Below are 15374 nucleotides of genomic sequence, written 5' to 3'. Positions count from 1 at the left end.
CATGATCGTATAGGGCGCGGTCCGGCCCTGCACGCGCTACCGGTCCTTGGCCAGGGCGACGAGTTCGGCGAAGAGGCCGTCGGCGTGCACGAGGTCGTCGTAGCCGCCCTGCTCCACGACGCGGCCGTCACGCAGGACGACGATCCGGTCCGCGAGGCGGGTGTTCTCCAGCTGGTGGGTGACCACGATGGTGATACGGCGCGCAGCGATGCGTTTGATCTCCAGGAAGATCTGGTGCTCGCCGCGCGGATCCATCTGTGACGTCGGCTCGTCCAGGATGAGCAGCGGGGTACGGCGGTACAGCGCGCGCCCGCAGGCCAGGCGCTGCCACTGCCCCCCGGACAGTTCGGCGCCGCCGAAGATCTCGCGTGCGAGCAGGGTGTCGAGACCGTGCGGGAGCCGCTCGACCGCCTCGCGCATGCCGACCGCGTCGACGGCCTCCCACACCGGACCGTCGTCATGGGTGCGCGGCTGACCGAGTGTGATGTTCTCCCTGGCGCGCAGCGGCCAGCAGGCGAAGTTCTGCGGGACGAGTGCGGTCCGGCGCCAGACGGAGTCGGGCCGGGCGCGCGCGAGGTCGACACCGTCCCACAGGACCCGGCCCTTGTCCGGCAGCAGGATGCCGGTGATGAGCTTGGTCAGCGTGGACTTGCCGGAGCCGTTCTCGCCCACGATCGCGAGGATCTCGCCGCGCCGCAGGGTGAGGGAGACACCGTCCACGGCGGGCTCGTCCTTGCCGGGGTAGTGGTGGACGACCTCCTCGAGCCGGATCTCCTCGACCTCGTCCGGGATCGTCGACTCACCCCGCCTCGGGGCCCGTTCGGCCGCCATGTCGAGGAACGAGCGCATGTCGGCGAGGTAGAGGGAAGTGTGGAACATCGCGGCGCCGTAGGTCACGAACTGGGACAGCGCGGCGAGCGTGGTCTGCACGGCCACCACCGCCGTCGCGGCGACGGGCAGGGCGACCCGCCCGGTCATGGCGAGCCAGGCGAGGGCGGCCCAGGTGAGGAGCAGGAAGGCACCGCCGAGGGCGGAGGTCGCCAGCACGATGCGGAGCATGCGGGGCGCGGCGGTCAGGGTGCGCCGGTCGATGCGCTCGGACAGCGCGCGGTACCAGTGGACGAGGTAGTCGGTCATGCCGTTGGCGCGGACCTCGTCGCCGTGCCGCGAGTAGGTGGCCCACCAGCGCATCATGCCGCGTACGTTGCGGTCGCCGACGTTGGCGTAGTGGGTCTCGTAGTCGACGCGGGCGGAGAGCACGGCGCCCACGCCCGCGGGCAGGACGGCCAGCAGCAACAGCGGGAGCATCAGCCAGTGCAGTGCCGTGATGACCCCGCCGGCGGCGATCATGCGGATGAGTGAGGCCAGGAACTGCTGCGCGTCCTTGACCATCGTGGTGGTGCGGGTGACGCCGACCTCGGCGGCCTCCTGGCGGTCGGCGAAGCCGTCCTCGTCGCAGGCGGAGGCCTCCACCCGGCAGACGGCGGAGACGAGCGCGACGTCGGCCTCGGTCACCAGGCGCGGGGTGATCCGCCCGTCGGCGTAGGAGGCCAGGGCCCGGCTGATGCGGCCGACCGCCGCCGCCGCGGTGACGACCGCGAGCGCGGGCAGGGCTCCGTGCAGACGTGCTGACACGGGGCCCGTGCCGAGGATGTGGCGCATGGCCTGTGCGGTGCAGCCGAGGACCACGGCGGCCGCCACGCCGGTGAGGAACTGGCAGACGAGGAGCAGCACGACCCCGGAGCGGTCGACGGACCAGGCCATGCCGGCGGTGCTGCGCAGCACCGCCGGCAGCCGCCCGCACATGGCGCGGAAACTGGCTTCTTCCAGCGGGTTCTTCCCGAACTTGCCGCCGTAGGTGATGGTGGCCGGTGGCGGAGGGGGCGGCGGGAAGTCTTCTGTCGAGGCGTCGGTCACGGTCACCTGCGTCCCTCCTTCGGGTCGGCACCGCACCTGGACGGTCCGGTGGTGCCCGACTCAACGAGGGCGCGGGCGATTCGAACGCACGTGTTTCCGGACGAAGCGCGGCCCCGGGATTCCGGGGCGTCGAACGCGCGGTCGCAGTGCCGCAAGGCCTTCGCGGCGGCGGTGCGTGGCCGAAACGCCGGTGCTCGCGACGGCTGTGACCAGTGGGATTCCACTGGCCGGCCGCCGGCGGACGCCTACGCGGTCAGCTGCGGATACAGCGCCGCCAGGTCCCCCGACAGCCCCGCCTTCACACCCCGGGTGATGTCGTCCGCCAGCACCTCGTACGCCCCGGCCTCGATGCCGTCCAACGCCAGGGCGGCGATGTCGCCCGGGGCGGACTTGGGCGCGTCGACGTTCGTGGTCATGTCGGTGTCGATGTAACCGACGTGCAGTCCGGTGACCCCGATGCCACGTGAGCGCAGTTCGAGGCGCAGGGAGTTGGTCTGGGACCACAGAGCGGCCTTGGTGGCGCTGTAGGAGCCCGCGACGCCGAGCCAGGAGAGCACGGAGTGGACGTTGAGGAGGTGTCCGCCGCCGTTGCGCTCGATGACGGGGACGAAGGCCCGGGTGACCAGCAGCGGCCCATAGAAGTTGATCTCGAATTCGCGGCGTACGTCGTCGACGGGCGCCTCGAGGAAGGAGGTCGCCCCGACCGAGACACCCGCGTTGTTGATCAGGATCGTGACGTCGTCGGCCCGTGCCGCGGCGGCCTCGACGGATGCGGGGTCGGTGACCTCCAGCGCGAGGGGCACGGCGTCGGGATGGGTCACGGTGCGCGGGTCGCGGGCCGTGGCGTACACCTTGGCGGCGCCGCGCGTGTACAGCTCCTCCACCAGCGCCCTGCCCAGGCCACGGCTGCCGCCGGTGACCAGTACGGCAGCGTCCTTGATCGAAGTCATAGTGATCTCCTCGACTGGGAAACCGATCGGTTTCCATCACAGTAAACCGATCGGTTTCCCACTTCAACCGCACCGACCGAGCCCGAGGCGCCCAGCACGGAACGAGTTGGAAATTCCAACCTAGCTGGAAGGGGCAGCATGGCCGAGCGCCCCGGTCAGCGGGCGAGGCCTGCCAGGTGGGCGCGGCCTGCCCGGTGGGCGCGTCGGCAAGGACGGCTCGTTCGACGCCCTGGCCTGCACGACTCACAACTACCGGGATTTCATGAGCGGGTTCACCGACGGAGCGCGGACTCCTCCGGCACGCAGTGAGCCCCAGCGGCAAGCCCCAGCCTCGCTGGGCCGGAACGGCATTGAGGGGCCGGAGGAGCGGGAGGAGCGGGAGGAGCGGGGAACGACCCGAGCGCATGGATTCACCGTTCCCCGCCCCCGGCGCGTCGGCCCGCCTCGTCACGGACACGGAGGGACGACCCGCGACCGGTCCGACGAAGCTTCGACTCACCGATCTTGTTCCGACCATCCGCCACCGACGACCCGCAGGCCAGCCGAACGAGCCGCCCGGGTGACGTCCGCCCGGTGCGCGGGGGTGGGACGGCACGGGAGAAACGCTCGGCGCAGGGGGTGAACCGGCCGAGAGACGCGTGCGCAGGGCTACGGGCAGGCCCGGCCGAATCCGACACGCCCCAGGGACGGAGCAGGCCTGGCTGAGCGGGACGCCCGGTCCACACGGGCGATCCCGGGCGGTGAAGCGCCCCGCTCATGACGCTAAGTCAGCTAAGTCCAGCCGGGCGATGCCTACCCGTTGCGAGGTGCCCGGCCCACGACCACCGAAGGGTGGGAGGCCCTGGCACGCGTGTCCGAGGGGACCCTGACTGCCCGCCGTGCCCCGGGGTCACCCCCTCACCTCTCGCAACCGACGCGATGTGGCCGTCGTCGGCGAGGGGCACTCTGCGTCCGCTGCCCGGTGCCGGCTCATTGACCGGGCTGCTCGCCGAGAGCGGCGGCCCGCCCGATCTGCTCGCGGCGCTCGGGGTCGCGCCCGGTCCGCATGTCTCCGAGATACGGCTGCTGCCGCCGCTGCAGCCGCCCATGCGGGACTTCACCAACCCCTACGCGGCGTACGGCCCCACGACGACATCCCGGTGCCGCCCGGCTCGAAGGTGCTGGACTTCGAGCTGGAGGTCGTCGCGATGATCGGACGGGCGGGCCGCCCGCGATCTGCCGTCCGACGAGATGACGGTGGTTCTCGGCCCGTGCAAGGGCAAGGACACCGCCACCACGCTCGGCCCCTTTCTGGTCACCGCCGACGAACTGGAGCCGTACCGCGACCGGGACGGCTTCCCGCGGCTGGCCCTGACCGCCGACGTCAACGGCGAGGTCGTCGGCCGGGAGACCTGCTCTCTCCCATGAGCTGGACCTTCGAGGAGATGCTCGCCTACGCCGCGCGCGGCACGGGCAACGGCCAGGTGTCCAACACGGTGGTGGCCGGCCCCGATCCGGTGCCGCTGCCTTCCACCGAGCACCGCGCCACACGATCCTGAACTCCGGGAACTCCCCGCGCGCACCCGGTAGTTGATATGGGAAGCTTTGGCCAACCGTTTGCGGGACCGAGGCCGTGACGGCCGGGAGAGGAGCACAGCGTGACTCAGGACGGCGGCCGGGCCGTGCACATCGACACCAGCAAGCCGCATCCCGCACGGATCTACGACTACCTCCTGGGCGGCAAGGACAACTACGAGGTGGACCAGCTCGCGGGCGAGCAGCTGGCCGCGGCGGCGCCGGAGGTGTGGATCTCCGTGCGGGCCAACCGCGCCTTCCTGCACCGGGCGGTCCGGCATGTCATCGGCAGCGGCGTCCGGCAGATCCTCGACATCGGCACCGGGCTGCCCACCTCGCCGAACGTGCACGAGGTCGCCCAGGAGGTGGCCGCGGACACGCGCGTCGCCTATGTCGACAACGACCCGATCGTGAAGGCGCACGGCGACGCGCTGCTCAGCCGGGCCGGCACGACCAGCATCGTGCTCGCCGACCTGCGCGATCCGCAGTCCGTCGTCGATCACCCCGAGATCCGCCGGGTCATCGACTTCAACCGGCCGGTAGCCCTGTGCCTCGTCGCCGTTCTCCATTTCCTCCGCGACGCGGAAGAGCCCGAGCGGATCGTGGCCACCCTGCGTGACGCGCTCCCGGCCGGGAGTTTCCTGGTGCTCTCGCACGCGACGGGTGACTTCGCCGACGACCGCAGCGAGGCCGAGGCCGTGTACAACAGCGCGACCGCGACCATGAATCTGCGCTCCCGCGACCGGGTCGAGCGATTCTTCGACGGCTTCGAACTGGTCGAGCCCGGCCTGACCCAGGTTCCGTTCTGGCGCCCGGACACCACACCGCCGCCCGGCTCCGAAGCGATCGGCTTCTACGGAGGCGTGGCCCGCAAGAGCGCCTGAAGTCGGGAACTGCCGGTTCCACCCCCTTGACCGACCCCCCGTCGGCGGCTCCATACTGGCGGCCAAATCGATTTGGCCGCATCGATTTGGTCGCCGTCCACGACCGGATCGTCGAGGCCTGAACCGAGCGAGCCGAACGGAGCCCGCACGTGTCCAGACCCGTACATCCCGTCGACGAGTCCCGCCCCCTCGGGCGGATCCTGCTCTTCGGCGTCCAGCACGTCCTCGTCATGGCGGCGACCCCGATCTCCGCGATCTTCCTGATGAGCGCCACCCTCCGGCTGAGCCCCGACATCACCGCCGACCTGCTCTCGGCGGCCCTGCTGCTGTCGGGGATCGGCTCACTCGTCCAGTCCCTCGGCCCCTGGAAGTTCGGGCCGCGGCTGCCGTTCGTGATGCTCCCGGGCGGTGCGCCGCTGATCCTTTTCCTGTCGATCGCGCAGGCGCACGGGCTGCGCACGGCGACCGGTGCGGTGCTGCTCACCGCTGCCTTCACCTTCCTGGTGCTGCCGCTGTTCGCACGGTTGCTGCGGTTCTTCCCGCCGCTGGTCATCGGCACGATGATCGTGATCGTCGGGGTCAACCTGGTGAAGGTCGGCGCACTCCTGGTCACCGGGCAGCCCGGCACGCCCGGCTTCGCGGATCCGCCCCGGCTGGGGCTCGCCTCCGCCACCATCGCCCTGATCGTCGGCTTCACCCGGCTGCTGCGCGGTGTCCTGCGGCAACTCGCCGTCCTGCTCGGCCTCGCGGCCGGCACCGCCCTCGCCGTAGCCCTCGGCCAGGTCCACCCGGGTTCCGCGCTCTCCGGTCACCTGGTCGGCATGCCCAGGCCGTTGCCGTTCGGAGCACCCGTGTTCGACCTGCTGGCCGCGCTGCCGCTGATGCTGTACAGCCTGGCGTCCATGGCGGAGGCGACCGGGCAGACCGTCATCAACGCCGAGGCGGTCGGCAAGGACATCGACGTCCGCACCGACGTGCCGCGCACGGTGCGCGGGGACGCTCTGACCTCGCTGCTCGGCGGCTGCTTCGGGCTGCCGCTGATGGTGACCAGCGGGGAGAACATCGGCATCGTGCGGGTCACCGGAGTGCGCAGCCGGTACGTCACGGCCGCCGCGGGCGTCGTCCTCGTCGTCCTCGGTTTTGTGACCCCCGTCGCGCGGGCGATCAGTGCGATGCCGCCGGCCGTGGTCGGGAGCGCCGCAATGGTCGTCTTCGCCGTGATCACCGTCCTCGGTGTGCAGATGCTCGGCCGCGCCCGGCTGGAGGACCACACGGCCACGATGACCTGCGCGGTCGCGCTCGCGCTGGGGCTGCTGCCGATCCTGGTCCCCGGTGTGTACGCCGGGTTCCCGTCCGACGTGCGGATCCTGCTGGAGAGCGGGGTCGCCGTGGGCGCCCTCGTCGCCGCCGTCCTCAACGTCGTCTTCCACCACCTGGGGCGGCGTGCGGCGGACACCGGTGCCGCCGCGCCGGCCGAGGCGCCGGACCCGGCGGCCCGTGCCTGAACTCCCGCACCGCCACCCCTCGAACAACGGAGAAGCATGACCGACCTGACCCCCGACCGGCTCCGCGACGACGCCCTGCTGCTGGTCCCCGACGTGACGCTGACCCCCGACGGCCCGCTGGAGCTGCACGCGGTGGTGGTGCGGGACGGCGTGTTCGACGACGTCGGCCCGGTCGAGCGGCTCGTCCGGACCCACCCCTCGCTGAGCCCGCTCCGGCTGCCCGGGCACGCGCTGACGCCGGGCTTCGTGGACGCCCACCACCATCTGACGCAGAGCTTCGGCGGCGCCCTGGCCTTCGGGGAGCCGTCGGAGATCTTCCGCCGGGTGTGGGTGCCGCTGGAGCGGGCCCTGGACGAGGAGTCGGCCTACGTCGCCGCGAAACTGGCCGCGCTGGAGTCCCTGCGGGGCGGCTTCACGACGGTCGCCGAGTCGGGGACCCGGGCCCCGGTGGACGTGGACGTGGTGGCCTCGGCCGCGCGGGACGCGGGGATCCGCTGTGTGCTGGGGCTCGTCTGCAACGACGTCCCGGACGGCACCGCGGCGGACTCGGACCCGCAGGCCGTGCTCGCCGCCGCCGAGAAGCACCTGGCGCGCTACGACGGTGACGACCTGGTCCGTCCCGCGCTCGCCGTGTCCGTGCCGGAGGCCGCGACCGCGCAGACGCTGGCCGCGACGGCGCGGCTCGCCGCCGACGCGGGCGCCGTCGTACAGATCCATGTGAACGAACACCTCGTCGCCGTCGAACGCTCGCTGGTCCGGCACGGGCTGCGGCCCCTGGAGTATCTGCACCATGTGGGCGCCGTGGGCCCGCAGCTGCTGGCCGCGCACGCGACGCTGCTCACCCCGGCCGAGGTCACGCTGCTCGCCGACAGCGGCGCCGCGGTGAGCTACAACCCGGTCGCCAGCGCGTGGAAGGGCAACGCCGTCGCCCCGGCGACCGTCTTCGCCGAGCGCGGCATCCGGTTCGGTCTCGGCACCGACGGAACCCGCGGGGACGGCTTCCGGCTCACCGGCGCGGCGGAGTTCGCCCAGCGGCTCACCTACGGCCTGGCCAGCGGGGACTCCTCCTGCGGCGCCGGCTGGACGTGGTGGGAGCGGGCCACCGCGGGCGGCGCGGACGCGGTCGGACTCGGCCGGCGCACGGGACGGGTGGTGCCCGGCGCCGCCGCGGACTTCCTCCTGGTCGACCTCGACCGGCCGGAGATGCAACCGTCCTGGGACCTGCCGTGGGAGCTGGTCCGGCGTGGCAACCGGGACCAGCTCACCGCCGTGTTCGTCGCCGGCCGCCTGCGCCTGTGGCGCGGCTGGCCGCCGGACTGGGACGGACCGGCCCTGGTCCGCCGGGCCGCCGAACTGGCCCCCGACGTGGTACGGCGCGCCGGGGTGACACGGGCCCATCCGACGTCGGTGACGGCACGGCGCCGGACGGCGGCGCACCCCGAGGTACCGGCCGGCGACATGTCCTGTCCCGGGGAGCGGCGATGAGCGGCGGCACGCTCGCGGTGCTGGCGTTGACCGTCGCGGCGGCCGCGTTCGTCCAGGGGGCCAGCGGGCTCGGCTTCGCGCTGATCGTGGCGCCGGTCGCGGGGCTGCTCGATCCGGGGCTGCTGCCGGTGTTCGTGCTGACCGCGATGATCCCGCTCAACCTGTACGTGGCCTGGCGCGAACGGCGCAGCCTCGATCTGCGCGGCGCCGGGTGGATCACGGCGGCGCGGCTCACGGCGACACCGGCGGGGCTGGCGCTGCTGTGGGCGATCCCCGAGGGCGCTCTCGGAGCCGTCGTCGGCGCGGCGACGGTGCTGGCGGCCGTGGTGAGCCTCGTCGTGCCGTCGTTCGTGCCCGGGCGCGGTGCCTACCTGGGCGCCGGCGTCGTCACCGGCCTGACCGAGACCGCGACCGGCGTGGGCGGCCCGCCCCTCGCGCTCGTCTACCAGCACCGGCCGCCCGGCGAGCTGCGGGCCACGGTCGCCGCCTGCTTTCTGGTGGGCGAAGTCGCCTCGCTGGCCCTGCTGTTCGTCACCGGGCGCGGTCGTCCGGCGGACATGGGCTGGGCGCTCCTGCTGCTGCCCGCGCTCGCGGCGGGAGCCTGGCTCAGCCGCCTCGTGCACCGGCGCCTGGATGCGCGGAAGATGCGGGCCTTCGTCCTTGTCTTCGCCCTGGTGTCGGGCGTGGTTCTGATGGCCGGGACGTGATCCCGCGGGCCGCTAGGTTGCCGGGGCCCCGTCGCCCGGGCCCGGTGCACGGCGCAGGGAGGAGGCTCGCGGGACGAGCCGGGGCGCGGCGGCCGGTACCTCGCGCCCGGTGTCCGCCGGCCCGGTGTCCGCCGACCCGGCCGCCCCGCCTGTTTCCGGGCGCGCGCCCAGCCGGGCGAGGAGCAGCTCCACCGCGTCCGCGGCGGCCCGGTCCAGGCCCAAGTCGACCGCGGTGAGCGGGGGTTCGCAGGTGCGGGCGCGCAGCCCGTCGTACCGGGTGACGACCATGACGTCCTCGGGGACACGGCGGCCCGCGTCCCGCAGCGCCCGTACGGCGCCGACCGCGAAGGCGTCGACGAGCACGCACAGCGCGTCGATGCCGGGGTGCTCCGCGAGCAGCGCGGCACACCGGTCGTACCCCGCCTGCTCGCCGCCGTCCTCCGGGGCGGTGGCGACGATGGGCGGCCGGCCGTGGGCGGCGGCGATCCGTTCGTAGGCGGCGCGGGCGTCGACCGCCGAGTGCCGGGTGCCCGCGCCGACGATGAGCGCCGGGCTGCGGGCGCCCTGGTCGCGCAGGTGGTCCAGGAGCAGTTCGACCACCCTGCCGCCGTGCAGGTCCACGTAGGGAGCGTCGTCGTCCGGTGCGGTGGGCCGGCCCAGCGCGACGTACGGCAGGCCGCGCTCGCGCAGTTGGGCCACGGCGGCGTCGTCCGCCTCGGGTTCGACCACGATGGCGCCGTCGATGTCGACGGAGTAGAGCGCGGATCCCGACTGCACCGGGGGGATCAGCACGAGGGCGTAGCCGTGGACGAGGGCCCGCTCGGCCGCGGCGGCGGCCACCTCCATGTAGAAGCCGAGCCGCGAGGGACCGCCGGCCACCGCGAACGGCATCGAGGACGCCAGCGCGATGGCCTTCGCCTGGCCCCGGCGCAACCGCTGGGCGCGCAGGTTGGGCCGGTACCCCAGTTCGGCGGCGATCTTCTTGATGCGTTCGCGGGTGCGCGGGTCGACCTTGCCGATGCCGTTGAGGGCGTGGGACACCGTGGTCCGCGACACCGACGCCGCCGCGGCGACGTCGGCGATCGTGGGCCGGCGAGCGCCGGGCGAGGTGGTCATGGGCCCATCTTCGCAACCTGCGCCTGCCCGGGGCCACCGCCCCCTGCCCGTGCGGTGCGGCACTCCGGCCGGACGGCGCCACCACGCGCTGTGCACACCCCGGTACGGACGCACCGGCCGGGGCCCTGAGCGCGGCTCACCCCGGGTGGCGCCGGCCAGGGCTGCCGGCCGCGCCTGGTGTGGCTCGTGCGTTGGTGCGACGCTGGTGGGGAGGGCTGCGACGAGGGGCATCCTGGAGGGCCGATGGGACGTGACGTCCCGGCGCTCGTCTTCACCCGCGAGGACCGCCGCCGGTACCGGATCAAGATGCACGCGTGCCTGGACGCGCTGGCGCAGATGCTTCGCGAGTCGCGGTTCGAGTCCGAGCGGCCGCAGGTCGGTCTGGAGATCGAGCTGAACCTGGTCGGCGACGACGCCGAGCCGGCGATGCGCAACACCGATGTGCTGAAGGCGATCTCCGACCCCGCCTGGTCCACCGAGCTGGGCCGCTTCAACCTGGAGATCAACGTCCCGCCCCGGCGGCTGACGGCGGGCGGTCCCGACGCGTGGGAGTCGGAGATCCGCGCAGCGCTGAACCACGCGGACGAGCGGGCCAGGTCGACCGGCACGCGGCTGATCATGATCGGAATCCTGCCCACCCTGCGCCAGGAGGACATCGGCGAGGAGACCCTGTCGGAGAACCCGCGCTACCAGCTGCTCAACGACCAGATCTTCGCCGCCCGCGGCGAGGACCTGCGCATCGAGGTGGACGGTGTGGACCGGCTGCGCACCTACGCGGACACCATCACCCCGGAGGCGGCGTGCACGAGCACGCAGTTCCATCTCCAGGTCTCCCCCGAGGAGTTCGCACCCTACTGGAACGCGGCGCAGTCCATCGCCGGGGTCCAGGTCGCACTGGCGGCGAACTCGCCGTTCCTGTTCGGCAAGGAGCTGTGGCACGAGACCCGTATCCCACTGTTCGAACAGGCCACGGACACCCGCCCGGAGGAGATCAAGGTGCAGGGCGTACGGCCCCGGGTGTGGTTCGGGGAACGGTGGATCAACAGCGTCTTCGACCTCTTCGAGGAGAACCTGCGCTACTTCCCCGCACTCCTCCCGCTGTGCGAGGAGCAGGACCCGGCGGAGACCCTGGACCGCGGTGACATCCCGGAACTCGGCGAACTGACCCTGCACAACGGCACGATCTACCGCTGGAACCGCCCGGTGTACGCCGTCTCCCACGACGTCCCGCACATCCGGGTGGAGAACCGTGTGCTGCCCGCCGGACCGACCGTCGCCGACACCCTCGCCAACGGCGCCTTCTACTACGGCCTCACCCGGGCCCTGGTGGAGGAGGACCGGCCGGTGTGGTCACGGATGTCGTTCGCGGCCGCCGAGGACAATCTGCACACCGCCGCCCGGCGCGGCATCGACGCCCTGCTGTACTGGCCCGGGATGGGCGAGGTGCCGGTGCCGGAACTGGTCCTGCGCCGGCTGCTGCCGCTCGCGCACCGTGGCCTCGAGCACTCCGGCATGGACGACGCGTGGCGCGAGCCGTTGCTCGGCATCATCGAGCAGCGTTGTGTGACGGCACGCAACGGCGCCGTGTGGCAGAAGGAGATGTTCCACCACCTCGACGCCACCACGCGCGCCGGCCGCCATGAGGCCCTGCGGCAGATGACCCAGCTGTACATCGACTACATGCACCTCAACGCCCCCGCCCACACCTGGCCGGTGGACTGAGGCCGGATCGGCAGCGCCCGCCGAGCAGGGTGCGCTCCGGGTGGGGTCGGCCGGGTCGTTGCGGGCGTTTCGCGTACGCGGTGTGCGGCGTGTCGGTCAGCCGCTCGGCGATCGGGACACCGAGGCTGTCGGAACCGCAGCCGTGACTCGCCAGTCAATGACGGGCCCCTTGAGCCGCTCGGTACGGCTCGGCGCGAGCACGGTGTTCAACGCCCGGTCGCGTTCGGCCAGTTCGGCGGTGTGCGCCGCGTCCTCGCGCGATGAACTTCTGGCCGACGGCGTCCAGTTCGGGGCTCGGGGCTTCCGTGCGCGCGGCGGGCAGGGCGTTCAGGCGGCGCTGCTTGCTGTGCCCCACCGAGCTGTCCGCGGCGAGCAGCGCGTGATCCCGGTCGTGCACGGTCCGTACGGTGAGCACCGAGCCGTCCGGCGCCGCACAGGTGCCCGGACCGGTCTGCCGAGAGGTGTCACCCTCCGGTGTCGCGTGATGGACCGGGGCCCTGACCCTCTCGCGGTCGCCGGCGGGCTAGCGCACCGGCCCGCACTCGTCGACGAGCACGGTCGGTTCCCCGAGGAACACCTCATGACCGACCGGGCCGTAGGCGACGTTGAAGGTGTCGAGCCAGTACGACCAGTCGGCCGTCCCGGCAGCGCTGCTGTAGCGGTGGTTGAGCTGCCAGCGGACCCACTGGCCCGGCCGCAGCCGCACCGCCGGAGGCCGGCGGGGCCGGGGCGGCAGACCGGACAGCGGCCCGCAGTGGGCGAACACCCGGAGGGTGCCGTCGCGTTCCCGCAGGCTCATGGGGATGCCATTGAGGTCCATCCGGCTCTCCTCCGGCGTGAAGTCCTTCCGCTCGGTCACTCGCACGAGGTGCGCGCGGTCCAACGGCACCTCGGGCAACGGGAATCCCACGGGCACCCCGTTCCGCCGGGCAGCGGCGGTACCGCCGCGTGACCGCTTGGTCCAGAAGGTCCGCACCCACTGCACGGTGATGTCCATGGGCCGGGTCTACGCCGGCGATCCGGCCGCCCGCTCGCGCTCCGCACCGGGGCACGGCGGCGCGTCCGGCAGATGGGCCTTGGCCCATTCGGCCAGCTCCCGGAGCGCCGGCTCCAGGGCGGCCCCCGCCTCGGTCAGCCGATAGGACACGCGCAGCGGCGGACCCTCGTCGACCTCGCGGAGCACCAGTCCGGCCGCGCCGAGTTCCGCGAGCCGGTCGGACAGCATGCGCTCGCTGATGCCGGGGACGGCCCGGCGCAGGTCCGCGAAGTGTGCGGGCTGTTCCACCAGCACCGCCACGATCGGGCCGCTCCAGCGCTTTCCGAGCAGCTGGAAGACACGCGTGATGCCGTCGTCCACCCGCTTGCACGCCGCGCTGTCATGGGTCACGTCCGCTGCCATGCGATCAGGATACTGCCCCGAGGTAGGGGACTAACAAAAATAAGCCCCTATGTTAAACATAGTTCTGTACGAAAACTCAGCCAGCGCTGAGTTTCAGGGACACCCATGTCCCTTTTGCCTTCCTTCTGGAGTCATCATGGCCACCTTGCTGCACATCGACTCGTCCGTGTTCCCGTCCGAGGCCTCGGCCTCGCGCGCCGTGACGGAGGCGTTCCGCGCGCACTGGCAGGAGCAGCACCCCGACGGCACGGTCGTCCACCGCGACCTCGCGGCGCAGCCCGTCCCGCACATCACCGCCGCCGCGCACACCGCCGGCTTCGCCGACCCGTCCTCGCACACGCGGGAGCAGGCCGCCGCCTTCGCCGAGCGGGTCCGGCTGATCGAGGAGCTGGAGCAGGCCGACGCGGTGCTGATCGGCGCCCCGATGTACAACTTCTCGATTCCCTCGACCCTCAAGGCCTGGCTGGACAACGTGATCCTCATCGGCCGCACGGCCGGCGAGACCCAGTCCGCGAAGGGCACCCCGGTGACGGTCGTCGCCAGCCGGGGCGGCGCGTACGGGCCGGGCACCCCGCGCGAGGGATACGAGTACGTGCAGAACTACCTCAGGGCCGTGCTCGCCGACGCCCTCGGCCTGGACGTCGATTTCATCGTCCCGGAGCTCACGCTGGCCCCGCAGAACCCGGCGATGGCCGAGCTGATCCCGCTGTACGAGGCCTCCCGCGAGCGCGCCCTGGAGGAGGCCGCCACGAAGGCCAAGCAACTCGCGGAGCGCCTCGCGGCCTGACCGGCGCCGGCCCGCTCCGGTCGCCCCGGCCCGGCGCCGCCCCGTGCGCGGCGCCGGCCGAGCCGGTTCAGCGGGCGAAGACCGTACTGGCCGCCGGGGCGAGCACGGTGGTGTGGCTGAGCGGCAGGGCGCGCAGCGCCAGGTGACGGCGGCGGCGACGAGGTGACCGGGCGGGCGGCACGCACCCCCCGTCCGTGGGCAGTGGCCTGTGGGTTGTCAGGGCCAACGGCACCACCCCGCGGCCCGTCGAGGCCGATCCACCCCGGAACTTGGCAGGCAGACCGCGGCCAACACCGCCGCGCGACGCGCTCGTGCGCAGCACGGTACGCACGCGGAGTGGCCGCGCGGCCTTCCCGGTCCGCACGGGAGCCTCGCCCCTCAGTCCCCAGCGGCCCGGGTGGGACCATCGACGGCCGGCGCCCCGCCCACCCCGCCCGGCGACTCCTCCGTACGCGTCGCCCCCACCGAAGCCAGCGCCACTGCCGCGACCCCCGCCCACTGGGCCACCGCGAGGTGCTGTCCCAGGAACAGCAGCCCGATCAGCGCGCCGATCGCCGGTTCCAGGCTGGTCAGTACCCCGAAGACGCGCGGAGTCAGGCGGCGCAGCGCCTCCAGCTGGAGGGTGTAGGGCAGGACGCTGGAGAGCACGGCGACCGCGGCGGCCACGGCGAGGGTGCTCGGGTCCAGGAGGCGGCTGCCCGCCTGCGCGATGCCGTACGGAAGGCTGAGCAGCGCTCCCCAGGTCACGGCCAGCGCGAGGCCGCGGCCGTCGGGGGCGCTTCCGGCCAGCCGCTTGCCGACCAGGATGTATCCGGCCCAGCAGCATCCGGCGACGGTGGCGCAGGTGATGCCGGTCGCGTCCAGGGTGGTACCGGCGCGGCTCAGCAGGAGGACGCCGGTGGCGGCGAGGCCCGCCCACAGCAGGTCGGGGGCGCGGCGGGAGCCGCACAGGGCGATGGCGAAGGGGCCGAGGAACTCCAGGGTGGTGGCGGCGCCCAGGGGCAGCCGGGCGACCGCCTCGTAGTAGGCGAGGTGGTGCGCGGCGAGCAGGGTTCCGGCGGCGGCCGCGGTGCCGAGGCCGGCCCGGCCGCCGCGGATCCGGGGCCGCCACAGCGTGGTGAGGGCGACCGCGGCAAGGGCCAGCCGCAGGGTCACCACGCCGGCCGGTCCCACGGCGGGGTAGAGACGGGTCGTCAGCGCGGCCCCGCCCTGCAGGCCGAGGATGCCGCCGAGGACGAGCCCCGGCGCCGGCACGGTGCCGAGCCCCCGGCCGACGGCGAGCGCGGCGCGTGCACGAGGGGTCAGGTACTGGCTGATGGTTATCGGCTCCCGGTACGGCTGTGCCCGC

At 73.1% G+C, this 15374-nt stretch carries 12 protein-coding genes and 1 pseudogene; 7 read left to right on the top strand and 6 right to left on the bottom strand.

Annotated features, from left to right (window positions below):
• Positions 1-36 precede the first annotated feature (36 nt).
• Together FB563_RS38795 and FB563_RS38790 are read right to left on the bottom strand one after the other, a co-directional pair.
• Positions 37-1917 carry an ATP-binding cassette domain-containing protein gene (locus tag FB563_RS38795; protein ID WP_055709690.1) on the bottom strand — a complete coding sequence of 627 codons (1881 nt, stop codon included), beginning with the start codon at positions 1915-1917 and terminating at the stop codon, positions 37-39.
• A 245-nt stretch (positions 1918-2162) separates the two neighbouring features.
• Complete coding sequence (locus FB563_RS38790; RefSeq protein WP_055709680.1) at positions 2163-2867, bottom strand: SDR family oxidoreductase; 705 nt, start codon at positions 2865-2867, stop codon at positions 2163-2165.
• Between the two features lie 878 nt (positions 2868-3745).
• Here FB563_RS38790 and FB563_RS38780 point away from each other — a divergent pair.
• The 5 genes and pseudogenes from FB563_RS38780 (at position 3746) to FB563_RS38760 (ending at position 9002) form a co-directional block, all read left to right on the top strand.
• Positions 3746-4405, top strand: a pseudogene (locus FB563_RS38780) (fumarylacetoacetate hydrolase family protein).
• 99 nt (positions 4406-4504) lie between these two features.
• On the top strand, positions 4505-5305 hold the full coding sequence (locus FB563_RS38775; protein ID WP_055709681.1) for an SAM-dependent methyltransferase: 801 nt from the start codon (positions 4505-4507) through the stop codon (positions 5303-5305).
• Positions 5306-5454: 149 nt separating this feature from the next.
• Positions 5455-6810: a uracil-xanthine permease family protein gene (locus FB563_RS38770; RefSeq protein ID WP_055709682.1), complete on the top strand. Its 1356-nt coding sequence runs from the start codon at positions 5455-5457 to the stop codon at positions 6808-6810.
• A 36-nt stretch (positions 6811-6846) separates the two neighbouring features.
• Entirely contained in the window at positions 6847-8295 is a 1449-nt protein-coding gene (locus tag FB563_RS38765) for an amidohydrolase family protein (RefSeq protein ID WP_055709683.1), read from the top strand.
• Positions 8292-9002 carry a sulfite exporter TauE/SafE family protein gene (locus FB563_RS38760; protein ID WP_055709684.1) on the top strand — a complete coding sequence of 237 codons (711 nt, stop codon included), beginning with the start codon at positions 8292-8294 and terminating at the stop codon, positions 9000-9002. Before FB563_RS38765 ends, FB563_RS38760 begins: the two co-directional genes overlap by 4 nt.
• A 12-nt stretch (positions 9003-9014) precedes the next feature.
• On the opposite strand, the gene FB563_RS38755 is transcribed toward FB563_RS38760, so the two are convergent.
• Positions 9015-10118: a substrate-binding domain-containing protein gene (locus FB563_RS38755; protein ID WP_055709685.1), complete on the bottom strand. Its 1104-nt coding sequence runs from the start codon at positions 10116-10118 to the stop codon at positions 9015-9017.
• A gap of 243 nt (positions 10119-10361) precedes the next feature.
• On the opposite strand from FB563_RS38755, the gene FB563_RS38750 reads away from it, so the two are divergent.
• On the top strand, positions 10362-11840 hold the full coding sequence (locus FB563_RS38750; RefSeq protein WP_055709686.1) for a glutamate-cysteine ligase family protein: 1479 nt from the start codon (positions 10362-10364) through the stop codon (positions 11838-11840).
• A 523-nt stretch (positions 11841-12363) separates the two neighbouring features.
• On the opposite strand, the gene FB563_RS38745 is transcribed toward FB563_RS38750, so the two are convergent.
• Positions 12364-12837, bottom strand: coding sequence for a hypothetical protein (locus FB563_RS38745; protein WP_055709687.1), 474 nt, complete (start codon positions 12835-12837; stop codon positions 12364-12366).
• Between the two features lie 9 nt (positions 12838-12846).
• Positions 12847-13239 carry a winged helix-turn-helix transcriptional regulator gene (locus FB563_RS38740; protein ID WP_055709688.1) on the bottom strand — a complete coding sequence of 131 codons (393 nt, stop codon included), beginning with the start codon at positions 13237-13239 and terminating at the stop codon, positions 12847-12849.
• A 136-nt stretch (positions 13240-13375) separates the two neighbouring features.
• On the opposite strand from FB563_RS38740, the gene FB563_RS38735 reads away from it, so the two are divergent.
• Positions 13376-14026 carry an FMN-dependent NADH-azoreductase gene (locus tag FB563_RS38735; RefSeq protein ID WP_142219224.1) on the top strand — a complete coding sequence of 217 codons (651 nt, stop codon included), beginning with the start codon at positions 13376-13378 and terminating at the stop codon, positions 14024-14026.
• A 378-nt stretch (positions 14027-14404) separates the two neighbouring features.
• Here FB563_RS38735 and FB563_RS38730 read toward each other — a convergent pair whose 3' ends face one another.
• Positions 14405-15280, bottom strand: a complete 876-nt coding sequence (locus FB563_RS38730; RefSeq protein ID WP_244329072.1) for an EamA family transporter — start codon at positions 15278-15280, stop codon at positions 14405-14407.
• Positions 15281-15374 lie beyond the last annotated feature (94 nt).

The sequence above is a fragment of the Streptomyces puniciscabiei genome, from assembly GCF_006715785.1.
In the GTDB taxonomy this organism is placed as follows: domain Bacteria; phylum Actinomycetota; class Actinomycetes; order Streptomycetales; family Streptomycetaceae; genus Streptomyces; species Streptomyces puniciscabiei.
This window is presented reverse-complemented; position numbering and strand designations above follow the sequence as displayed.

Coding starts and splice junctions, on each gene's coding strand:
- FB563_RS38790 (WP_055709680.1), bottom strand. CDS start 2,867: ATGACTTCGATCAAGGACGCTGCCGTACTGGTCACCGGCGGCAGCCGT.
- FB563_RS38765 (WP_055709683.1), top strand. CDS start 6,847: ATGACCGACCTGACCCCCGACCGGCTCCGCGACGACGCCCTGCTGCTG.
- FB563_RS38760 (WP_055709684.1), top strand. CDS start 8,292: ATGAGCGGCGGCACGCTCGCGGTGCTGGCGTTGACCGTCGCGGCGGCC.
- FB563_RS38755 (WP_055709685.1), bottom strand. CDS start 10,118: ATGACCACCTCGCCCGGCGCTCGCCGGCCCACGATCGCCGACGTCGCC.
- FB563_RS38750 (WP_055709686.1), top strand. CDS start 10,362: ATGGGACGTGACGTCCCGGCGCTCGTCTTCACCCGCGAGGACCGCCGC.
- FB563_RS38745 (WP_055709687.1), bottom strand. CDS start 12,837: ATGGACATCACCGTGCAGTGGGTGCGGACCTTCTGGACCAAGCGGTCA.
- FB563_RS38740 (WP_055709688.1), bottom strand. CDS start 13,239: ATGGCAGCGGACGTGACCCATGACAGCGCGGCGTGCAAGCGGGTGGAC.
- FB563_RS38735 (WP_142219224.1), top strand. CDS start 13,376: ATGGCCACCTTGCTGCACATCGACTCGTCCGTGTTCCCGTCCGAGGCC.